We start from the raw sequence: 17,828 nt of genomic DNA, 5'->3' as shown, positions 1-17,828 counted from the left end.
GCGCGGCGCACCCGGGGTGGGGGCGCCGCGCCGTGCCGACGACGGGAGGTGGGCGACCGGCGGCACGGATGCGGCTCGGCGGTGCCGCATCCGCGCCGGGGAGGCGATACCGGCGGGGCGCCGCCTCGCCGGGGCGCCGCCGGGGCGACGGCGCTCGGGTGGCGGCGCCTCACCGGCCGTGGCTCAGCGGCGGCGCCTCGTACGCCGGACCTTCAGCTCCTCGAAGCGCGGGACGTCGCCGTCGAGGATCCGCCGCCACGCGCGGGTGAACAGCTCGGCGGCCGGTTCGGTCGGGACCAGTGCCCCCAGCGCCGGCCGGTTGCCCGTGACCACCCCGTACATCGGCAGCTTCCACTGCTCGACGGGCAGGAGCGGCGACGCCTGCTCGGCCCAGGCTCCCGGCAGGAAGAGTGCCCGCCCCGCCCTGGCCCGTACCGCCGACACCACCAGTTCGGTCTCCGCCAGTTCGGCCCGCGCCGCCTTGAGACGGGCCGGCTTCCACCCCGTCCACCGGGCGGTGTTGCGGTCCGTCGGGTCGGGCATGGCCAGCAGCATCAGGTAGAGCGTCGCCGCGTCGGCGCCCAGGCCGTGCGCCCCGGCGACCTCGGCCACCAACGCGGGCACCGAGCGCGACGGATCCTGCGGCCACCACATGCCCTCGGCGTCCGGCTCGCCGGCCGCCGGCGCGCCCGGGTCCGCCAGCAGGCGTGCGAACGCCGGGTCGTGCGCGCGCCGCAGGGCGGTCTCGACACCCGTCGGCTGCTGGTCGGCGCCGCGCAGCGCCACCAGATACGGGTCCGATCCGGTCGAGTCCAGCAGGGAGGGGCGTACGGCCGGCTGGGGCTGCCCGTCCTGCGTGGCCATGAGCACCGCTCCGTACCGCTCGTGGTCGGGAGCCGTCTCCGTCGGCGCGCCGGCCACCTTCCTGAAGTCCGCGAGGCTCGTGTAATGCCCCGCGGAGAGCAGCAGTCCGGGCGCCGCCAGTCGCTGCCGTACGGCGGTCAGAGCACTCGGCAGCGCCGCCCGGACCGGATCGCCGGCCGGCAGCCGGTGGGCCAGCCAGGCCGCCAGACTCATCGCGCCCGCCAGAACCGACGAGGTGAACGGCGCCTCGGTGGGGGCCGCCGGAGCCGGGTGGTCGCCCTCGATGCGCCACTCCACGTCGACGCCGAGCTCCGGCGACGACGCCGGGTCCAGCAGCGCCGGGAGCGCCCGGTGGACCGGCCAGCCGCTGCGCGCGGCGCGCGCAGCCTCCGCCGCCAGCCAGTCGGGCACCTGCCGGCGCCGCCCCACCTTCTCGTTCCACATGGCCGCAGCCGACGCCACGTCCGGCCCCTCGGTCCACAGCCGCGCCGGGTCCTCGGGCAGGAGCGCTGCGAGCACCGCCCGGCGCACCTCGACCGTGAGCGCACGCAGCTCGTCACGGGCGTGTCCCGCCTCGGCCACCTTCAGGCCCAGGGCCTTGCGCAGCTCGGCCGGCAGGAAGTTCTTCTCCCAGCTGTCCACGCCGGGCATGCCCACGAGGACGATCCGGGCCAGCGCCCCGGACACGCCGGTGAGACGGCTGAACTCGTCGGCGGCATCCGGCAGGAAGGGCGCCTCGGCACGCGAGCGCGCCTCCCGCAGGAAGCCGGTCAGCCAGTCGGCACCGCGCACCCGGTCGCCCACCGGAGCCTCACCGCGCACCGTGTACGGGCCGGGCACCTCGAAGCGCCCGCTCGGGTCGTGGAAGAGCGCACCGAACTCCCGCCCGTCGGGAACGCTCGATGTGTGCTCGGTGATGCCGAGCGCCGCGCCGCCGCCGAGAGGCAGCACACTGCGGTGCGAGACATTGCGCTCCTGGCCGTCCGGAGTACGCAGGTGAGGCGCCGTCAGGTGCACCAGAACCCGTCGCCAGTGCCCCGCCGAGACCGCCGTCGAGGCCAGCCCCAGCGCGTCGACCTGGCCGAGGACGCCGAGCAGGGCCTCACGCTGCGCCGGGTCGCTGCCGGGCGCCACGGCCCGGTAGGCGATCGCGGCGGGCTCGTCCAGGAGGGAGACGAAGGGCAGCCCGCTGTACGGCAGCGACGGCAGGTCGAAGTGCAGCCGGCCCGGCGGCGCGACGGCCGTGGTGTCCGCCCGTACGGCGGCCAGCGCCTCCAGATAACGGTGGGTCGTGTCGTTGTCCGCGCCGTAGCGGTAGTAGCCGGTGCCGGCGATCCCGTGCAGCGCCTTGCCGATCACCTGGTCGCTCGGTCCCTGCACGCGGGGTTCCGCGGGCTCGGCGGCGGGGTCGAGCCGCGCGGCCACGCCGTCCAGCGCCTTCTGCTGCCGCACGGCGAAGCGCAGCACCTTCACCACGCCGGCGATCAGCTCGGGCGCCGAGACCTGTGGCAGTGCGGCGCTCACCAACTCGGGCAGGTCCGCCGCCCGTTCGGCCAGCGCGGCCGCCTTCAGCAGCACGCCGGCCGCCTCCGCGTCGACGCCCCGCAGCGCCGCCGACCCCTGCGGATCACGCGCCCGCAGCATGAACAGGTAGGGCAGCGGCGGCAGGGCCTGACCCGCGGTCCCGTACAGCTCGTTGCGGTGGTCGCACTCGGCCGTGGTCGTGACCACGCCGTCCGGGTCGCTGAGCGACAGCTCGCGCCACCGCTGGGTCAGGGCCCGCGGCCGGTGGTCGCCGGGGAACGTCAGCGCGGCGACCGGCTTGCCGGCGCCCTTGGGCAGGGTGACGGACCGTCCGGCGGTGTCCTCGCCGAGGTGGCCGCCGTCGGGGAGCCGCACCACACGCCAACCGAGGAGCCCGTCCACGGGCGTGCCCTGGGCCGAGCCCTCCACCATCGGGGCGGGCCGCACCCAGGACGACCCGGCGGACAGTTCGGCGCCGGGCGCGTGCCGCTGCAGCGCGTCGGCGAGGAATCCGGGCTGGGAGCGCCGCCCGTAGGCGCCGCCGACGGGGTCGTACTCCAGCCAGCCGCCCCGGTCCTCCCCGGAACCGTTCTGCCACACCCAGTACGACGTGCCGTCGGACACCAGCGCCCGCTCCCCGGGCAGCTTCGTGTCGCCGCTGTGCAGCACCCCGCCGCCGGTGGTGCGTCCGCCGCCGGGCAGCTGCAGGCTGAGGTGCTGCGAACGCATGGTCCAGTAGTCGGTGCCGGCCAGAGCGAACACCGTGTCCGGCGCGGTGTGCCAGTAGCCCTGCGGTTCGCTGCGACCGTACGTGCTCCAGAACACCAGCAGTGCACCGTCCACGTAGTGGAAGCCGGTCCGCCACACCGACCCCGGGGGCACCCGCAGGTCGTGGACGAGAAGGGTGCCGTCCGCGTCGATGACGCGCGCCTGCGTCGCGTTGGCCACGATCAGGTACGGCCAGGCCTCGACGACGGTCAGACCGTCGGTGCTGTACTGCCCGGGCGCCAGCTCCGACAGCGCCTCCTCCCACGCCGGCCAGCGCAGCTCCTCCCACAGGCCGCCGCGCAGGGTGCGGGCCACGGTCTCGCCGAGATCGGCCGCCGCCGCGGCCGCGACCTCCTGCGGCGCGAGCGTGAGGGCCTCGGAGGGCAGCCACGACAGCCGCGCGATCGCGCTCGGCAGTCCGGGCAGCCCGGCCGCCACCGACGATACGGCCACCTCCCGCATCCACTCGGCGAGCATGGGGCGCCCGCCCGGCGAGGCGGCCAGGCGCCGCATGACGTCCGTACCGGAGGACGCGCTGTTGTAGCTGTTCGCCCCGCGCCGGAACGCGGGCCGGAAGCGCGGGTCGGCCGCCAGCGCGACCAGGTCCCGCGGTTCCTCGCCACGCGCCCAGTCCGACAGGTTCAGGGCGTCGCCGCGCCGACCGCGGCCGGACGTCTCCTCGGGGTCGGCGACCGGGATCTCCAGCGAGAGCAGGAGGTCCAGCAGGTTCACGTCCTCGACACCGATCCGCAGGAACCGCTCGCCCTCGGGCCGCGCCGCCAGGTCGGCACGCAGCCGCCCGGCCGCCCGCTCCACCAGCTCCAGCAGGGCAGACGGTGTCGGACGCGGACCCCAACCGCGGTGCCGGGCGGCGTGGAAGCGCTCCAGCCAGCCCGCCGCGCCGTCGGAGCACCGCTCCTCCTGCGGCAGCTCCGCCTCGGTGAGACCGGCGTCGGCCCCGGACTCCGACAGCACCCCGAGCCACAGCTCGGCCATGTCGCCGTTGTCCCCCGGCAGGGTCATCGACAGCAGCGTGCCCCGCACGGACGGAACGCGCCGGGCCAGCGCCACCAGCGCGCCGCGGTGCGACTTCCACCAGCCGGCGGCCGCCCGCAAGGTGGCCGGCAGCGGCAGGATCTCGGCGAGGTAGTCCTGCTCCGCCTCACTGCCGGACAGGGCCGCGGCCCGGGCGAGCAGCTTCAGCTCCGTCGCCGCCTGCGCGGACGGTGCGAGGCCGCCGGCCGTCCGGCGTACGCACAGGCGCCGGAAGCGCTCGTACGCCTCGACGGGCGCGAGCCGGGCCGACAGGTCCTTGCCGTAGGCGGCGAGGACCTTCACCGGCAGGGCGCCGGCCAGGGCGAACTCCAGGAACACGGCGTCCAGCCGGTCCTCGTCGACCGTCAGCCCGTGCTGCGCCTCGCTCGCACGGGCGCGGCCGAACAACTGCCCGGCGTACGTGGTGTTCTCGACGCCCAGGAAGACCCGCGCCGCCTGCTCGTAGAAGACGGGAAGGAAGTGCGGGACGGCCGAGGCGAGCCGTCCGGCCAGCTCGTGGCAGGCGTCCAGCGCCGCCTTGGGCTTGCTCTTGGCCTGCCGGGCCAGCCGGTCCAGCTCCGGCACGACCGCCAGGGCGTGGTGCCCGTCCTCCGGGTGGTGCACCAGCACCCACTCGGGGAAGCCGAGTTCGCGGCGCCGGCCGAGACCCACCACGGCCGGCTCGCCCTGGAGTTCGAGTCCGAGGAAGCCGGCGGCGAGGTCCTCGGCCGGGCCGAGTTCGGCCGCCGCCAGCCGCACGACGACCCGGTCCGCACCGAGCACCGGGTGGCGGTAGGTCCGCGCGGTCAGCTCGACCGCCGCAGGGCCCGCTCCCCGGGCGTCGGCCGGCAGCACCGCGCCCGCCGCGAGCAGCTCCCTGTTGTCGTCCACACCCGTGCCGGTCACGCGTCCCCACCCTCTTCGATCGTGCGGCCGGCGTACAGCGCAGCGGCCATGCGCATCCCCTCGGACCAGGCCACCGGCCCGACCTCGCTCAGCCGCACCGCGCGGCCGTCCTCGTCGTGCCAGCTCAGCGCGCCGGTCTCCGACTCCCCGTCCCAGTACGGCTCGCCGATCCACACCGACGCCTCCGTGCTGCGGCCACCGTCGCGCACCTTGCACGTCGCGTAGCCGCCGGACACCCGGTAGCCCAGGCCCGTGGCGCGCGCGGCGAGACCGAACCGCGAGGCGAACTTCCCGCCCGCGTAGTCCCGTACCTCCGTCGCCGTCCCGGGACGCCCGGAGTCCGGCCCGTCCGTCCGGGCCCAGGTGGCCCGGTGGATCTGCTCCACCTTCTGGGTGATGCCGAGGTCGGCCGCGAAGTCCCGCACGTCGTCCAGGTCCGGCAGGAGCACGGGGTGGGGGAGCGTCACCGTGCGCGGCGACAGACGCACGGTCTCACCGTCCAGGTCGACCACCTTGAGTTCCCCGTCCGCGGTGACGTCCCGCAGGAAGCCGACCTCGTCCGGGTCGTCGCCGACGACGGCCATGTCGCGGAGCGCGGCCTGCCATGCCTCGTCGGGCCACACCCGTGCGATCAGCTCGGTCGGAACCGGCAGCGACGACACCATCCAGGCGTCCACCTGGGCCACGCAGGAGGCCTCGTGCCGGTCCAGCCACTCGGCGAGCTGCTTGAGCCTGTCGACCTCGGCACTGTCGCGCACCGCCTTCGGGAGCGTCTTCAACTGCCGCCCCCCGGCGCGCCGTGCGACCACGCGCCCCTCCTCGAGGGTGACCTCGTACCCCTCACCCGCTGCCAGCCACGCCATCAACCGCGCCCCTCCGCCTGTCCATGGGATGTCAGCGCAGCCCGAACCAAGGGGAACGAAGCCCCTGAGCTGCGATATGAGGGGAGATTAACGAGGGCCACTGACAATGCGGTGCGGGCCCCCGGCGCACCTCCGGCCACTCCGGCGGTCTCCGGTGGCAGGAGGGCGCGGACGGCGGGCGAGACCGGGCCTCAAGAGCCGCCGGATCCAGGGGAGGCGACGCTCGCGCTCGATGCCGGTGGCCTGCCGCGGAGATCCACGTCCGAGGTCAGAACCCCCACGGACCGAGCTCGACGACGGCTGCGAACAGATGCCCCCAGACGTCCTGCGCGGGACACTCCTCGTCGACCGTGAGCAGTTCGAGAGCGGCGACCTCCCGCAGGAAGTCACACCGCCCGTCCTCGCCCGGGTGCCCGTCCCAACAGGCGCCCGTGAACCGGTACACGGCCTCCAGCAGCCGCCGTACGAACGTCTCGGTGTCACGGGCGAGCGGGAACGGCGAACAGCGTGTCAAGATCGTCGCGCGTCATGCGCACATGCTGCCAGTGCGGGGTCGGCGACGGGCGCGGGGCCGTCGCTCACGTGCGCGGGATCGTCGTCGACACCCGGGAGCGGACGGCGTCGGAGTCGGTCAGGCTGCGGCGTAGGGACCGGTCTGCGTCCGCGCGGACTGGCGCTGCGGGCGGAGGGGGGCGTCGCCCCGTGGGCCTCGTGGGCACGTCATGGGCGACGGGGAGGGCGTCCGGTAGACGCCGTGGGTCGGAGTGGCGCGGGGGAGTGGGCCACGGGGTGGAATCCGCTGACGCGGGATTCCGCGACGGTGGACGGAGCCGGTGAGGGGGAGGGGAGGAGGTCGTCCCCCGCGGATCCTGGTCCGAAGAAGGGCCTAGCTCCGCTTCGCGATGTCGTCCGCCTGCTGGGCGATGTCCTGGAGCACGGTCTTGGGGTCGGCGGTCGGCGCGACGGCCTTGCCGATGTTCTGCTTGATCGTGTTGCTGACCTGCAGCCAGGACGGTTCGTTGACCGGGTACAGCTGCGAGACCCGCAGTGCGGTCAGGAACTGCTCGACGTCGGGGTCGGCCGCCCCGTCCTGCGAGGCCTGGGTGGCCGAGAAGGTGGAGGGCAGCAGGTGATAGCGCCCGGCGAACTCGATGAGGTTCTTGTCCTCGTAGACGAAGTCCAGGAACTCTCCCACCAGTTTGCGGTTGTCGTCGTGCCGGAACGCCATCATCCAGTCGGCGACGCCGGCCGCGGGCGGGGTCTCGCCGTCGTCCAGCGTGTCCGACACCGGCATGCTCAGCGTGCCGACCCTGATGCCCTTCGCCCGGGCCTCGTGGAGGAGCGAGGGGTAGCCGTTGACCATGCCGACGTCGCCGCGCAGGAAGGCGGCGAAGGCGTCCTGCCGGTTGAGCTGGGCCGGCGGGACCGGCCCGGTCAGTCCGGGCGTGACCAGGTTGCTCTTGATCCACTGGAACGTCTGCGTGTTCCGGTCGGACGCGATGCTGTACCCGCCGCTGTTGTCGGTGTACCCGCCGCCGTTGCTCAGTTCCCAGATCATGGCCTCGGCATGCGCCTCCTCGGGGCCGAGCGGAAGGGCGTACGGATAGAGCACGCCCTCCTTCTTCAGCGCCTTGGCGGCGGCTTTCAGGTCGGACCAGGTCTTCGGCGGCTCCGCGCCGGCCTTGTCGAACAGCTCCTCGTTGTAGAAGAGCAGCCGGCTGCTGGCGACGAAGGGCAGGCCGTACAGGGTGTTGTCGATGGAGCCGGCCTCGGCGAGCGGAGGCAGGAAGCTCGCCTCGGCTCGGACCGACAGCACCTCGTCGGCGGCGTACAGGCGGCCCTGCGCCGCGAAATCGGAGTAGGCACCCATGAGTGCCACGTCCGGGGCGTTGTCCTCCTGGACCATGCGGGTGACCTCGCGGTCGACGTCGGCCCACGGGTAGAGCGTTACCTCGATGTTCTTGCCGGGGTGAGCGGCGGTGAAGGCGGCCGTCAGCTTGTCCCAGTACGCCCGGGAACTGTTCGCCGGGGTGTCACCGTACTCGGCGGCCACCAGGCGCAGTGTCGTCCCTCCGTCGCCGGTGGACGAGCCGCAGGCGGTGACGAGGGAGCCCAGGAGTCCGAGTGCGGCCACGGAGGCTGCCGTGCCGAAGAGTCTTGGTCGCACGGATGTTTCCTCTTGATCTTAAGTGGACGGTGTGCGTCCGGAATTCTCTCCCGCCCCAGGATGAATTGCGTGCCCTGGCCAACGATTATGGCCATTGCTCCAACCGTGCCGGTTGCGAGTGGTGTTTTCCGATATACCGAGCCCGACCAGGACGCGCGTAGACCCGTCCCGGCCCTCTTCGGCGTCCCGCTTGTACGGCATGGGGTGAACGCACGGTCGGAGCGCGCTCTTCCGTCGGCCGAGGGCCGCCTCCGGACCGCAGTCGAAACTCGCGCCTCGTTCTGCGTCCGTGGGCGGCGCCACGGGTGCGCGTCAACCGGCCATCGTCCGTCGCGCCTTTCCCGGGACGGGGTGGGACGTTCCCCCTGGCCCACGACGCCCTCGCGGCTGAGGGGCCCGGTGCTCCGCGGTGGCCGATGTTAGGGCATGGGGGATCGATTCCTGCCGGATTCCCGATCTTCCTGAAGTTCTGACACCCAGTGGGTAGCGTCTGCCGTCGTCACCCGGCCGGGCTGTGAGGGCGGCCGGGTTCTTTCGAGAACAGAGGGAGCGAGTACTGATGTTGAGTGTGGAGACATCTCTCAAAGAGGCGATGACCTCGATCGAGGGCAGCCTGGGCGTCGCCCTGGTCGACTACACGAGCGGCATGGCCCTCGGAACCCTGGGCGGGGGCAAGGACCTCGATCTGTCGGTGGCCGCGGCCGGCAACACCGACGTGATCCGCGCGAAGGTCCGCACCATGGAGATGCTGGACCTCAAGGAGGACATCGAGGACGTGCTGATCACCCTCGGGAGTCAGTACCACCTCATCCGGCTGATCAGGGGCCGCGGCGGCAACGGCCTCTTCCTGTACCTCGTCCTCGACAAGGGCCGGGCCAACCTCGCCATGGCCAGGCACCAGTTGAGGCGCATCGAGGAGTCGCTCGAGCTGTAGCCTTCGTCCTGCCTACGGCTCCCGCATGCCCACGACTTGAAAGAGTTTTCAACTCGGCACATCTGAATGTGATCAGTCGGGGGCGGGCCGGAGCCGGAGGCGGGAGGATTGCTGGAGCTGGACATCGAGGTGCCATCGAGCAGCCGGCGGTTCCGCCTGCCGGCCCTCGGAACGGTCGAACCGGGTGGGAGTGTTGTCGCATGCAGGTGCCGCTGTACCAGGCGAAAGCGGAGTTCTTCCGCATGCTGGGACATCCCGTTCGTATCCGCGTACTGGAACTGCTCCAGAACGGCCCCGTACCTGTCCGCGAGCTGCTGAACGAGATCGAGATCGAGCCGTCCAACCTCTCCCAACAGCTCGCCGTGCTCCGGCGATCGGGCATCGTCGTCTCGATCCGTGACGGCGCCACCGTCAGCTACGCCCTCGCCGGAGGCGACGTGGCGGACCTGCTGCGCGCCGCACGCCGCATCCTGACGGAACTGCTCGCCGGGCAGAGCGAGCTGCTCGCCGAACTCCGCCACGCCGACACCTCCGCGTAGCCGGTCCGCCCGCACAGCGGCGGTCCGAGACGGAGCCGCGGAGGGCGGCGGCCTTCATCGTCTTCGGGGTTCGCTGCGAAGAGTCACGCGCCCCGCCCGCTCCTCGTTGTGCGACATCGACGCCCCGTCCGGTGCCGGCGTGCGGGCAGGGCGAGAGGGCGTCCCCTGCGGAAGGCGTGATCGACGCGTGTCTCTTTGATCGGTCGGACGTTTGACCGGGTATGTCCGTCCGTCTGGCGATTTCTGATGCGATGTGGGACCGGATCCAGCCGCTGATGCCGGCCGATCCGGTCCACGGTCGGCGTTGGGCCGATCACCGCCGAACCCTGGAGGCCATCGCGTGGAAATACCGTACCTGCTCACCTTGGCGGGACATGCCGGCCGAGCTCGGCCCGTTCCAGACCGCTCACAAGCGGCTGATCAGGTGGGCCGGGGACGGCACCTGGGAGCGCATTCTCGTCGCGGTGCGGGCGGCGGCCGGCGACGCGGACGACACCACCTGGACCGTTTCGGTCGACTCCGCCGAAAGCCCGGCTCCCCGGCACGCCGCCGAAGCAGGGCAGAAGGGGCGCCGGGGCGGGCCGGATCCGACACCCTCGCGCTACGGCGCTCCCGCCTGAGGACGGAGGTGCGTCCTGCCGGGCGCCGGACGCGTCAGCCTTCGCCCTGGGCGCCTGACCGGGCGCGGTTCCTGGCACGGGTCCAGCGGGCGGCCTTCGCCGGGTCGCGGCGAGCAGGGCCAGTCCGGCGCACCCGACCGCGATGTTGCCCAGGCCGATGCCGGTTGTCAGCGCCAAGCCGCTCAGAGCGTCGAGGAGGTCCAGTCGCGCTTCGGTACGGGCCGGGCGGTCCGTACCCCGCAGGCGTCGTAAGGCGGTTATGAGGGGGATCAGTTGCAGGGCCGCCAGCACGAGGAACACCCAGCGGAACGTGTCGTAGTCCACGCCGGGAATCCTACGTCCGGGTGCGCACATCGCGGCCGAGTCCGTGGGACGTGGGCGCGACAACCGCCCTGTGCTGACCGGCCTCCCGCTGCTGACCGGGCCGGGGGCGGGGGCGACGGCTCGGCGCCCCGTCCCTCGGGAGCCCCGTCCGAGCCGGCGGGATCCCCCGGCGGCGGGTCCGCGGTACGAGGCCGTCCGGCAGCCGGTCCCGGGCCTGTTCCGCCCCTGCCTCCCCGCTGTCGCGGCGTCGTGGGGCGCGGCGCCGCGGCCGACGGCCCGGACGCGCGGGACACCGGTCGCGGGATGCCGCTATGCCGTGTCCGCCGCCCTTCGCCTCCGGGCGGTTCACGGCCGCCGTCAAGCGCTCGGTCACGCCCGTGCCCGCAAGGACAGGCGGAACCCGGCACGCGCGAGCGGCGGGTGCGGGCAAAGGCGCCGCGCCCCACACCGCCGGGTGCGGCCCTCCGGCCGCGAGGGAAGGCGACGAGTGCCCGCAGACGAGCGGCGACCGTCCCACCGGCCGGCCGGTGTCGTCACAGGCCTGCGGCGGCCTTCTTCCGGAGACCCGCCCAGGCGATCTCCGCGACCTCCTGGCGCAGCAGGACGTCGGCCGCCGTGCAGGCCAGCGCCTCCGCGGCGGCCAGCATCACCTGGCGCGCCCGGGGCCCCGCGGAGGCCTCCGCGAACTGCGGCGTGTGGGTGGTCGCCTCCGCGTCCAGGATCGCGACGAAGGGATGGATCGCGGGGACCCGGGTGCTCACGTTGCCGATGTCCGAGGAACCCACGTAGACCCCGGGGGCGGGCTCCGACAAGCGGATGCCGGTCCGTGCGAGGTGACCGGTGAACAGACCCGAGAGCACCTCACTGTCCCGGAAGTGCTCGTAGCGGCCACCGACGTCGGTCACCTCCACCGTCGTGCGCGTGGCCAGAGCGACGCCCCGCGCGCACGAGCCCAGCTCGTCCACCAAGTCCTCCAGCGCCGCGGTGGTGGCCCCGCGCAGCCCGAACAGGCTCTCCGCGTACGCGGGGACGATGTTGGTCGCCCGGCCGCCCTCCGACACGATCCCCTGGACGTGCGATCCCTGGGGGAGACGCCTGCTCAGGACGCCCAGGGCGTTGAAGAGCTGGACGAGGGCGCCCAGGGCGTCGATCCCCTCGGTCGGATTGCCCGTCGGGTGGGCGGCGCGCCCGTGGAACCCCACCCGGATCTGCGCACTGGCCGTCAGCGGCGCCCACGCCCAGTCGTGGACCCCCGGGTGGAACATCAGAGCCGCGTCGACCCCGTCGAACACCCCCGCCTCCACCAGCGTGACCTTGCCGCCGCCGCGCTCCTCCGCCGGCGTCCCGACGGCCGTCAGGCTGCCGCCGACCTCACCGAGCACGCTGTGCAGCGCGAGTGCGGCACCCAGACCGGCCGTCGCGATCAGGTTGTGGCCACAGGCGTGCCCGAGCAGCGGCAGCGCGTCGTACTCCATCAGCAGGGCCACGTGCCGGCCGGGCGGCTCAGGGCTCGGGGTCTCCGGTCCCGCGCGGCCGACGAAGGCGGTCGGCAGCCCGGCCACCCCGCGCTCCACCCGGAAGCCCTCCCGCTCCAGTTCCCCGGTGAGCCGTTCCGCCGCCCGGTGTTCCTCGTAGGCCGTCTCCGGTTCGCCGTGCAGCGCGAGGCTGAGATCCCAGAGCCGTTCCGCACGGCCGGCCACCTGCCGTGCGATGCGGGTGTGCACCTGCTGGGGTTCGGGACTCCGTGACACGTCGGGCCTCCTCCGACCGGTGCGGAACGCTCTGCCCGTTCCGCGTCTTCCACACGAGGGGCCCCCGACACCCTGATGCGTCCTTTGCGTGCGACCGCCGGCCGGGAACACCGACCCCGCTCGGCGCCCCGGACCCTCCGCACACCTCCCGGCATGCAGTCGCCCGCGCCCCGAGCCGCCCACGCGCCCGCTGCGCGCTCGCCCAGTCCGGGCCCTCCACGCGCCCGGCACGCCTCAAGCCGCCCGCGCGCCCGCGGACCGCGCCCGCGACGCGCCCCGCCGCCGCCGCGCCCGAGCCCGGTCACGCGGCGAGGCGGCGCTGGATCCAGTCCGCGGCGGTCAGCCGGAACAGGCGCCGGCTCTCCGCGCGGCGGAAGTCGTGGCCCTCCTCGTGCAGCAACAGCAGCTCCGCCTCGAGGCCGCGGGCCCGGGCGGCCGCGACGATCTGCTCGGACTCGCGCGGCGGGACGTTGGTGTCGTGCTCGCCGTGGATCGCGAGGAGAGGCACCCGCAGGGCGTCGATCCGGCTCATGGGCGAGAGCGCGCGCAGCAGGGCCCGGTCGCGGACCGGATGGCCGTACTTGTGCGCCGCCGAATCGGCCAGCCAGGGCTCCGTTCCGGCGAAGAAGGTGGCGAAGTCGGACATGCCGCACACGGTGACCCCGGTGCGGAAGAGCTCGGGGTGCCAGACCACGGAGGCGAGCGTGAGGTAGCCGCCGTACGAGTGGCCCATGACGGCCAGCCGCAAGGGGTCGGCGAGCCCCGCCTCGATCACGTGCGCGGCGCAGGCGGCCACGTCCTGGATCGCCGCGAAACGCCCTGCGCCGAGGTCCGCGTCGCGAAACGTGCGGCCCCAGCCGGAGGAGCCGCGGACGTCCGGGGCGAAGACGTCGAGGCCGCGGCCGAGCAGCTCGTGGTAGAGCGGGTCGAAGACCGGACGCTCCTGCTCCTCCGGGCCACCGTGCAGATGGAGCACACAGGGGGCCGGCTCGCCGGCGGCACGGCCGGGGGCCCGGTGGTACCAGCCGCCCAGGAGCAGCTCGTCGCGGGCCGTCGGGCGGACGGGAACCGGCCGTACGGGAGCGCGCCCCGGCGGCACGGTGTCGGCGTCACGCGCCGACCACGGCGTCCGGGCGGGGGGCGACGCGTCCGGCAGGTGCCACACCCCGGGCCTCCGCTGGGACCCCGAGAGGGCGACGAGCATGCCCCGCGCTCCGGCCGGGGTGACCCGGGTGACCACCTCGTGGTCCAGGTCCACCTGGCGGGGGGCCGGGGCGACGGGCGCGGCGCCGTCGTGCGGAACCGCCGCGGAGCCGGTGAGCGGCCGGGTCTCCAGGACGCTGGCGCCCCGGACGTTCCACGCGAGTGCGGCCCGGCGGCCGTGTTCGACGAACGCGAGGAGTTCCAGATCGCAGGCCTCCCGGTACGCCACCACGCGCACGTCGCTCGCGGGATCTCCCGCGCCGGTCAGGTCGAGGGCGAGCAGCGCCGCGTACTCGCGTCCGTGGTCGCTGCGCAGCCACACGGTGCCTGCGTCCGGGGAGAAGCGGCCGATCCACGGGTCGCCGTCGGCGACGGGCAGCACGCGGGCCGGTGTCCCGTCGGCCAGCCGGACGACGACCGCCTCCCGCCGTCCGCGCGGCCCGCGGCGCAGCAGGACAAGGCCACCGTCCGGGCTGATGTCGCACACCCGCAGCGTCGCGGCCTCGGTCTCGTCCGCCAGCAGGACGGGCGCGCCGACAGCCGCCGGATCGACGAGATAGGCGGTGAGCCGGTCCCGGGCCGGGGGGCCGCCGTCCCCGTCCGCGGCGGTCACGCCGCCCCGGAGCATGGCGGCGTGGCCGTCGCGTTCCGTCCAGTCCGCCGACCCCGCAAGGTGCGCGCGCAGGTCCTCCGGCCGGTCCGGCGTCGGCTGCGCGATCGTGACGGCCAGCGCCGAGCCGTCCCTGGTCCAGCAGCCCAGGTACGCCGAGGAGCCCGGGTCCGCGCCGGCCAGGACCCGGCGGTCGGTGCCGTCGGGGCGGACGCAGAGCACGCGGGTGTGACCGCTGCCGCCGGGGGAGACGGTGTACGCGATCCAGCGCCCGTCCGGCGACCAGGAGACCTCGGTGACGTGGTCCGGGGCGGCGTCCAGCAGCCGGACCTCGGCGCCGTCCACCGGCGCCGTCCACAGTTGCGGCACACCACCGCGGTCGCAGATGAACGCCACGTGTTCGGCCGCCGGGTCCGCCGTCGGATACCAGCAGGCGTGCGCCCCGACACGCGGCCGGTCGTCCGGCGGCCCGACGGCGCTGCCGAGGGGCAGTGCCGCGGGCGCCCCGGGCAGGACGGGCGCGGTCAGTGGATGCCGTGCGTCTGCAGCCATGTCTCCAACAACGCTACCTGCCACAGGGCATTGGCCCCACGGTTCGTGCGATGGCCATCCGGCGCCTCCAGGAGCGAGGCGATGTACTCGTCCCGGAACACCCCGCGGCCACGGGCGACGGGTGCGGCGAACACGTCCCTCACGCGCTGTCGTACCGGGCCCGCCATGTGGCGGATCGCCGGCACCGGGAAGTAGCCCTTGGGCCGGTCGACGACGTCGTGGGGCAGGAGCGTGCGCGCGGCGTCCTTGAGGACACCCTTGCCGCCCTGGGCGAGCTTCAGCTCGGGCGGGCAGGCGGCCGCGAGCTCGACGAGCTCGTGGTCGAGGAAGGGCTCGCGGGCCTCCAGCCCCCAGTCCATGGTCATGTTGTCGACCCGCTTCACCGGGTCGTCGACGAGCATGACGTGCGTCTCCGTCCGCAGCGCGGCGTCCAGGGCCGTCTCGGCGCCGGGCATCGCCATGTGCCGGTGCACGTACTCCGTCGACGGGTCGGATCCGGGGAGCATCTCGGGCCGCAGGATCCTCGCCAGCTCGGCGTGCCGCCGGTCGAAGTAGACCTCGGCGTACCGCTCCGGCTCGGCCTCGCGGGGCACCTCGGCCATGGCCGGGTACCAGTGGTAGCCGGCGAAGACCTCGTCGGCGCCCTGCCCGCTCTGCACGACGCTCACCTCCTTGGAGACCTGCTCCGACAGGAGATGGAAGGCGACCGCGTCGTGGCTGGTCATCGGCTCGCTCATGGCGGCGACGGCTCCGTCCAGGGCGGTGGAGACCCGGTCCGAGGGCACGATCAGCTGGTGGTGGTCGGTTCCGAAGCACCGGGCGACCCGGTCCGAGTAGGGGAACTCGTCGCCCTCCTCCCCGGCCTCCGACTCGAAGCCGACGCTGAAGGTCCGCAGGTCGGTCTGCCCTTCCTCGGCGAGCAGGGCGACGATCAGGCTGGAGTCCAGTCCGCCGGACAGCAGCACGCCGACCGGCACGTCACCGACCATCCGGCGTCGTACGGCGGTCCGCAGCGCCCCGAGGACGGCGTCGCGCCACTCCTCGGCGCCCATCCCGGCGTACTCGGTCCGCCGGGTGTAGGAGGGCTGCCAGTAGGAGTGGTCGTGCTGCGTCCCGTCCGCCTCCACGACCCGCACGGTGGCGGGCGGCAGCTTGCGCACCCCGGCGAGGACGGTGCGCGGGGCGGGGACCGTCGACTGCCAGCTCATGTAGTGGTGCAGCGCGACCGGGTCGAGGGAGGTGTCGATCCCGCCCGCGGCGAGGAGGGCGGGGAGCGTGGAGGCGAACCTGAGCCGTCCGGGACGGGCCGCGAGGTAGAGCGGTTTGATGCCCAGCCGGTCCCGGGCGAGGACGAGCCTGCCGGTGGTGTGCTCCACCAACGCCACGGCGAACATGCCCACGAGATGCCGGACGAAGCCGGTGCCCCACTGGCGGTACGCCTTGAGGACGACCTCGGTGTCCGACGTGGTGCCGAAGCGGTGGCCGTGCCCCCGCAGTTCCTCGCGCAGTTCCCGGTAGTTGTAGACGCAGCCGTTGAAGACGCAGGTGAGACCCGCCTCGTCTTCGGTCATCGGTTGCGCGGCGCGATCCGACAGATCGATGATCTTCAGCCGGCGGTGTCCGAGAGCCACGGCTCCTTCGGACCAGAGACCCCGGCCGTCGGGTCCACGGGCCGCCAGCCGGGCGGTCATGCGTTCCACGGCGGCGAGGTCGGGCCGCCCTCCGTCGAAGCGGACCTCTCCACTCAGACCGCACACGCCGGGCCTCCTTCGGACCGGACGGCGGGCGCCGGGCGACGGCCCGGGGTCGTCCCGGGAGCGGGGCCGCCGCGTCGCCATGGCGACGCGATCGGCCCGGTCCCGCGCACGTTGTGCTCGTCGGCCGGGTCGTCGGCGACGCCGGGGTCGGCGGGCGCGTGCCGCGTGCCGCGCGCCCTGGCCGGCCGGGCCGCGAGGCGCCCGCCACCGCTCTGCCGCCCCGCCGGGCGCGGCGCCGGCCGGCGTGCCCGGCGCGCCCGGTCACCCCTGACGGGGCCGGGTGCGCCACCCCGGGTCGCGGCGAGGAGGTCGTCCACGCCCGCGAGCAGGTCCTCTGCCGCGACCGTCCTGCGCAGCCGATGGGCGGCGCTGCCACGGGCCAGCGCCTCTTCGGTCAGGGTCAGCACGGTCGCCCAGTCCCCGTACTCCTCCAGCGGGTGGCGGAGTCGCCTCAGCATGCCGCGTACGACCTCGGGGGCGGGCGCGGCCCGGCGGGTGGCCGGATCGACGAGTTCGCCTTCCAGACCGGACCGGGCGGCGCGCCAGGTGGCCGCCCGCAACCACTCGTGCCGGCCGTCGCACCGGGTGCCGCCGGCCGTGCGGAGGCGGGCGCAGGCGTCGACCACGAGGGCCCGGAACAGGGCGGCGATCAGGACGACGGTCTCGACCCGCGGACACGCGTCGCAGACACGTAGTTCGAGGGTCTGCAGATGGGCCGACGGACGGATGTCGTAGTAGATCATCCCGGGGTCGCTGATGACGCCGGAACGCACCAGTTCGTCCACGGCGCGGTCGTACTCCGCGGCGCCGCCGAAGCATCCCGGCGGCCCGGACGTGGGCCAGCGTTGCCAGACCATGGTGCGCCAGCTGGCGTAGCCGGTGTCGGCGCCGAGCCAGAAGGGCGAACTCGCGGACAGGGCCAGAAGCGGCGGCAGCCAGGGCCCCGCGGCGCACATCGCCCGCACCGCGGTGTCCCGGTCCGGCACGTCGACGTGCACCTGCGCGCCGCAGATCAGCTGCTCGTCCGCCAGCCGGCGGTACTCGTCCGTCATGTGGTGGTAGCGGCGTTCAGGGGTCGGCGGGACGGTGCCGAGCCGGGTCAGCGGGGCGGTGCCCGCCGCGGCGATGCCGAGGCCCTGGCGGAACGCGCTGTCGTCGAGCCGGCGGCGGGTTCTGGAGAGGTCGGCGTAGAGGCCGTCGAGGGACGTGTGCACCCCGCTGTTGGACTCCACGACGGACTGCGGGAGCTCGCGGGCGTAGCCGTCATGGGGCCCGCTGTCGGGGGGCCGGGCCACCCGGCTGAGGACGTCTTCGGCTCGTGGAACGAGCTCCCCGGTCTCGACATCGATCACGTGGAACTCTTCTTCCACTCCGATCCGGACGGTCACGGCGACTCCTACGTGCTCATGGA

10 protein-coding genes and 1 pseudogene are annotated in these 17,828 nt (G+C 74.0%); 3 read left to right on the top strand and 8 right to left on the bottom strand.

The features are described from left to right. Positions 1-183: 183 nt before the first annotated feature. From ACGF1Z_RS12300 to ACGF1Z_RS12285, 4 genes are all read right to left on the bottom strand, one after another. Complete coding sequence (locus tag ACGF1Z_RS12300; protein ID WP_393002814.1) at positions 184-5,097, bottom strand: DNA-binding protein; 4,914 nt, start codon at positions 5,095-5,097, stop codon at positions 184-186. Next, a complete protein-coding gene (locus ACGF1Z_RS12295; RefSeq protein ID WP_393002812.1) occupies positions 5,094-5,960 on the bottom strand; it encodes a DUF4132 domain-containing protein in 867 nt (288 codons plus the stop codon). The genes ACGF1Z_RS12300 and ACGF1Z_RS12295 overlap by 4 nt, the downstream gene beginning before the upstream one ends. 268 nt (positions 5,961-6,228) lie before the next feature. Further along, complete coding sequence (locus tag ACGF1Z_RS12290; protein ID WP_393002810.1) at positions 6,229-6,474, bottom strand: hypothetical protein; 246 nt, start codon at positions 6,472-6,474, stop codon at positions 6,229-6,231. 372 nt (positions 6,475-6,846) lie between these two features. Further along, positions 6,847-8,127 carry an extracellular solute-binding protein gene (locus tag ACGF1Z_RS12285; protein ID WP_393002808.1) on the bottom strand — a complete coding sequence of 427 codons (1,281 nt, stop codon included), beginning with the start codon at positions 8,125-8,127 and terminating at the stop codon, positions 6,847-6,849. Positions 8,128-8,686: 559 nt separating this feature from the next. Here ACGF1Z_RS12285 and ACGF1Z_RS12280 point away from each other — a divergent pair. The 3 genes and pseudogenes from ACGF1Z_RS12280 to ACGF1Z_RS12270 all read left to right on the top strand — a co-directional run. Next, on the top strand, positions 8,687-9,061 hold the full coding sequence (locus ACGF1Z_RS12280) for a hypothetical protein (protein ID WP_393002806.1): 375 nt from the start codon (positions 8,687-8,689) through the stop codon (positions 9,059-9,061). A gap of 200 nt (positions 9,062-9,261) precedes the next feature. Continuing rightward, positions 9,262-9,600, top strand: coding sequence for an ArsR/SmtB family transcription factor (locus ACGF1Z_RS12275; protein ID WP_376634307.1), 339 nt, complete (start codon positions 9,262-9,264; stop codon positions 9,598-9,600). A 221-nt stretch (positions 9,601-9,821) separates the two neighbouring features. Next, positions 9,822-10,208: pseudogene (locus ACGF1Z_RS12270) on the top strand (transposase); the annotation flags it as partial. Positions 10,209-11,077: 869 nt separating this feature from the next. On the opposite strand, the gene ACGF1Z_RS12265 reads toward ACGF1Z_RS12270, so the two are convergent. The 4 genes from ACGF1Z_RS12265 to ACGF1Z_RS12250 form a co-directional block, all read right to left on the bottom strand. After that, positions 11,078-12,295: an amidohydrolase gene (locus ACGF1Z_RS12265; RefSeq protein WP_393002804.1), complete on the bottom strand. Its 1,218-nt coding sequence runs from the start codon at positions 12,293-12,295 to the stop codon at positions 11,078-11,080. 301 nt (positions 12,296-12,596) lie between these two features. Next, positions 12,597-14,660, bottom strand: a complete 2,064-nt coding sequence (locus tag ACGF1Z_RS12260) for a S9 family peptidase (protein WP_393002802.1) — start codon at positions 14,658-14,660, stop codon at positions 12,597-12,599. After that, positions 14,633-16,417 carry an N-acetylglutaminylglutamine amidotransferase gene (locus ACGF1Z_RS12255; protein WP_393002800.1) on the bottom strand — a complete coding sequence of 595 codons (1,785 nt, stop codon included), beginning with the start codon at positions 16,415-16,417 and terminating at the stop codon, positions 14,633-14,635. The genes ACGF1Z_RS12260 and ACGF1Z_RS12255 overlap by 28 nt, the downstream gene beginning before the upstream one ends. Continuing rightward, on the bottom strand, positions 16,405-17,805 hold the full coding sequence (locus ACGF1Z_RS12250; RefSeq protein ID WP_393002798.1) for a glutamate--cysteine ligase: 1,401 nt from the start codon (positions 17,803-17,805) through the stop codon (positions 16,405-16,407). Before ACGF1Z_RS12250 ends, ACGF1Z_RS12255 begins: the two co-directional genes overlap by 13 nt. Positions 17,806-17,828: the final 23 nt, after the last annotated feature.

Source organism: Streptomyces sp. NPDC048018 (assembly GCF_043202995.1).
Taxonomy (GTDB): Bacteria; Actinomycetota; Actinomycetes; order Streptomycetales; family Streptomycetaceae; genus Streptomyces.
This window is presented reverse-complemented; position numbering and strand designations above follow the sequence as displayed.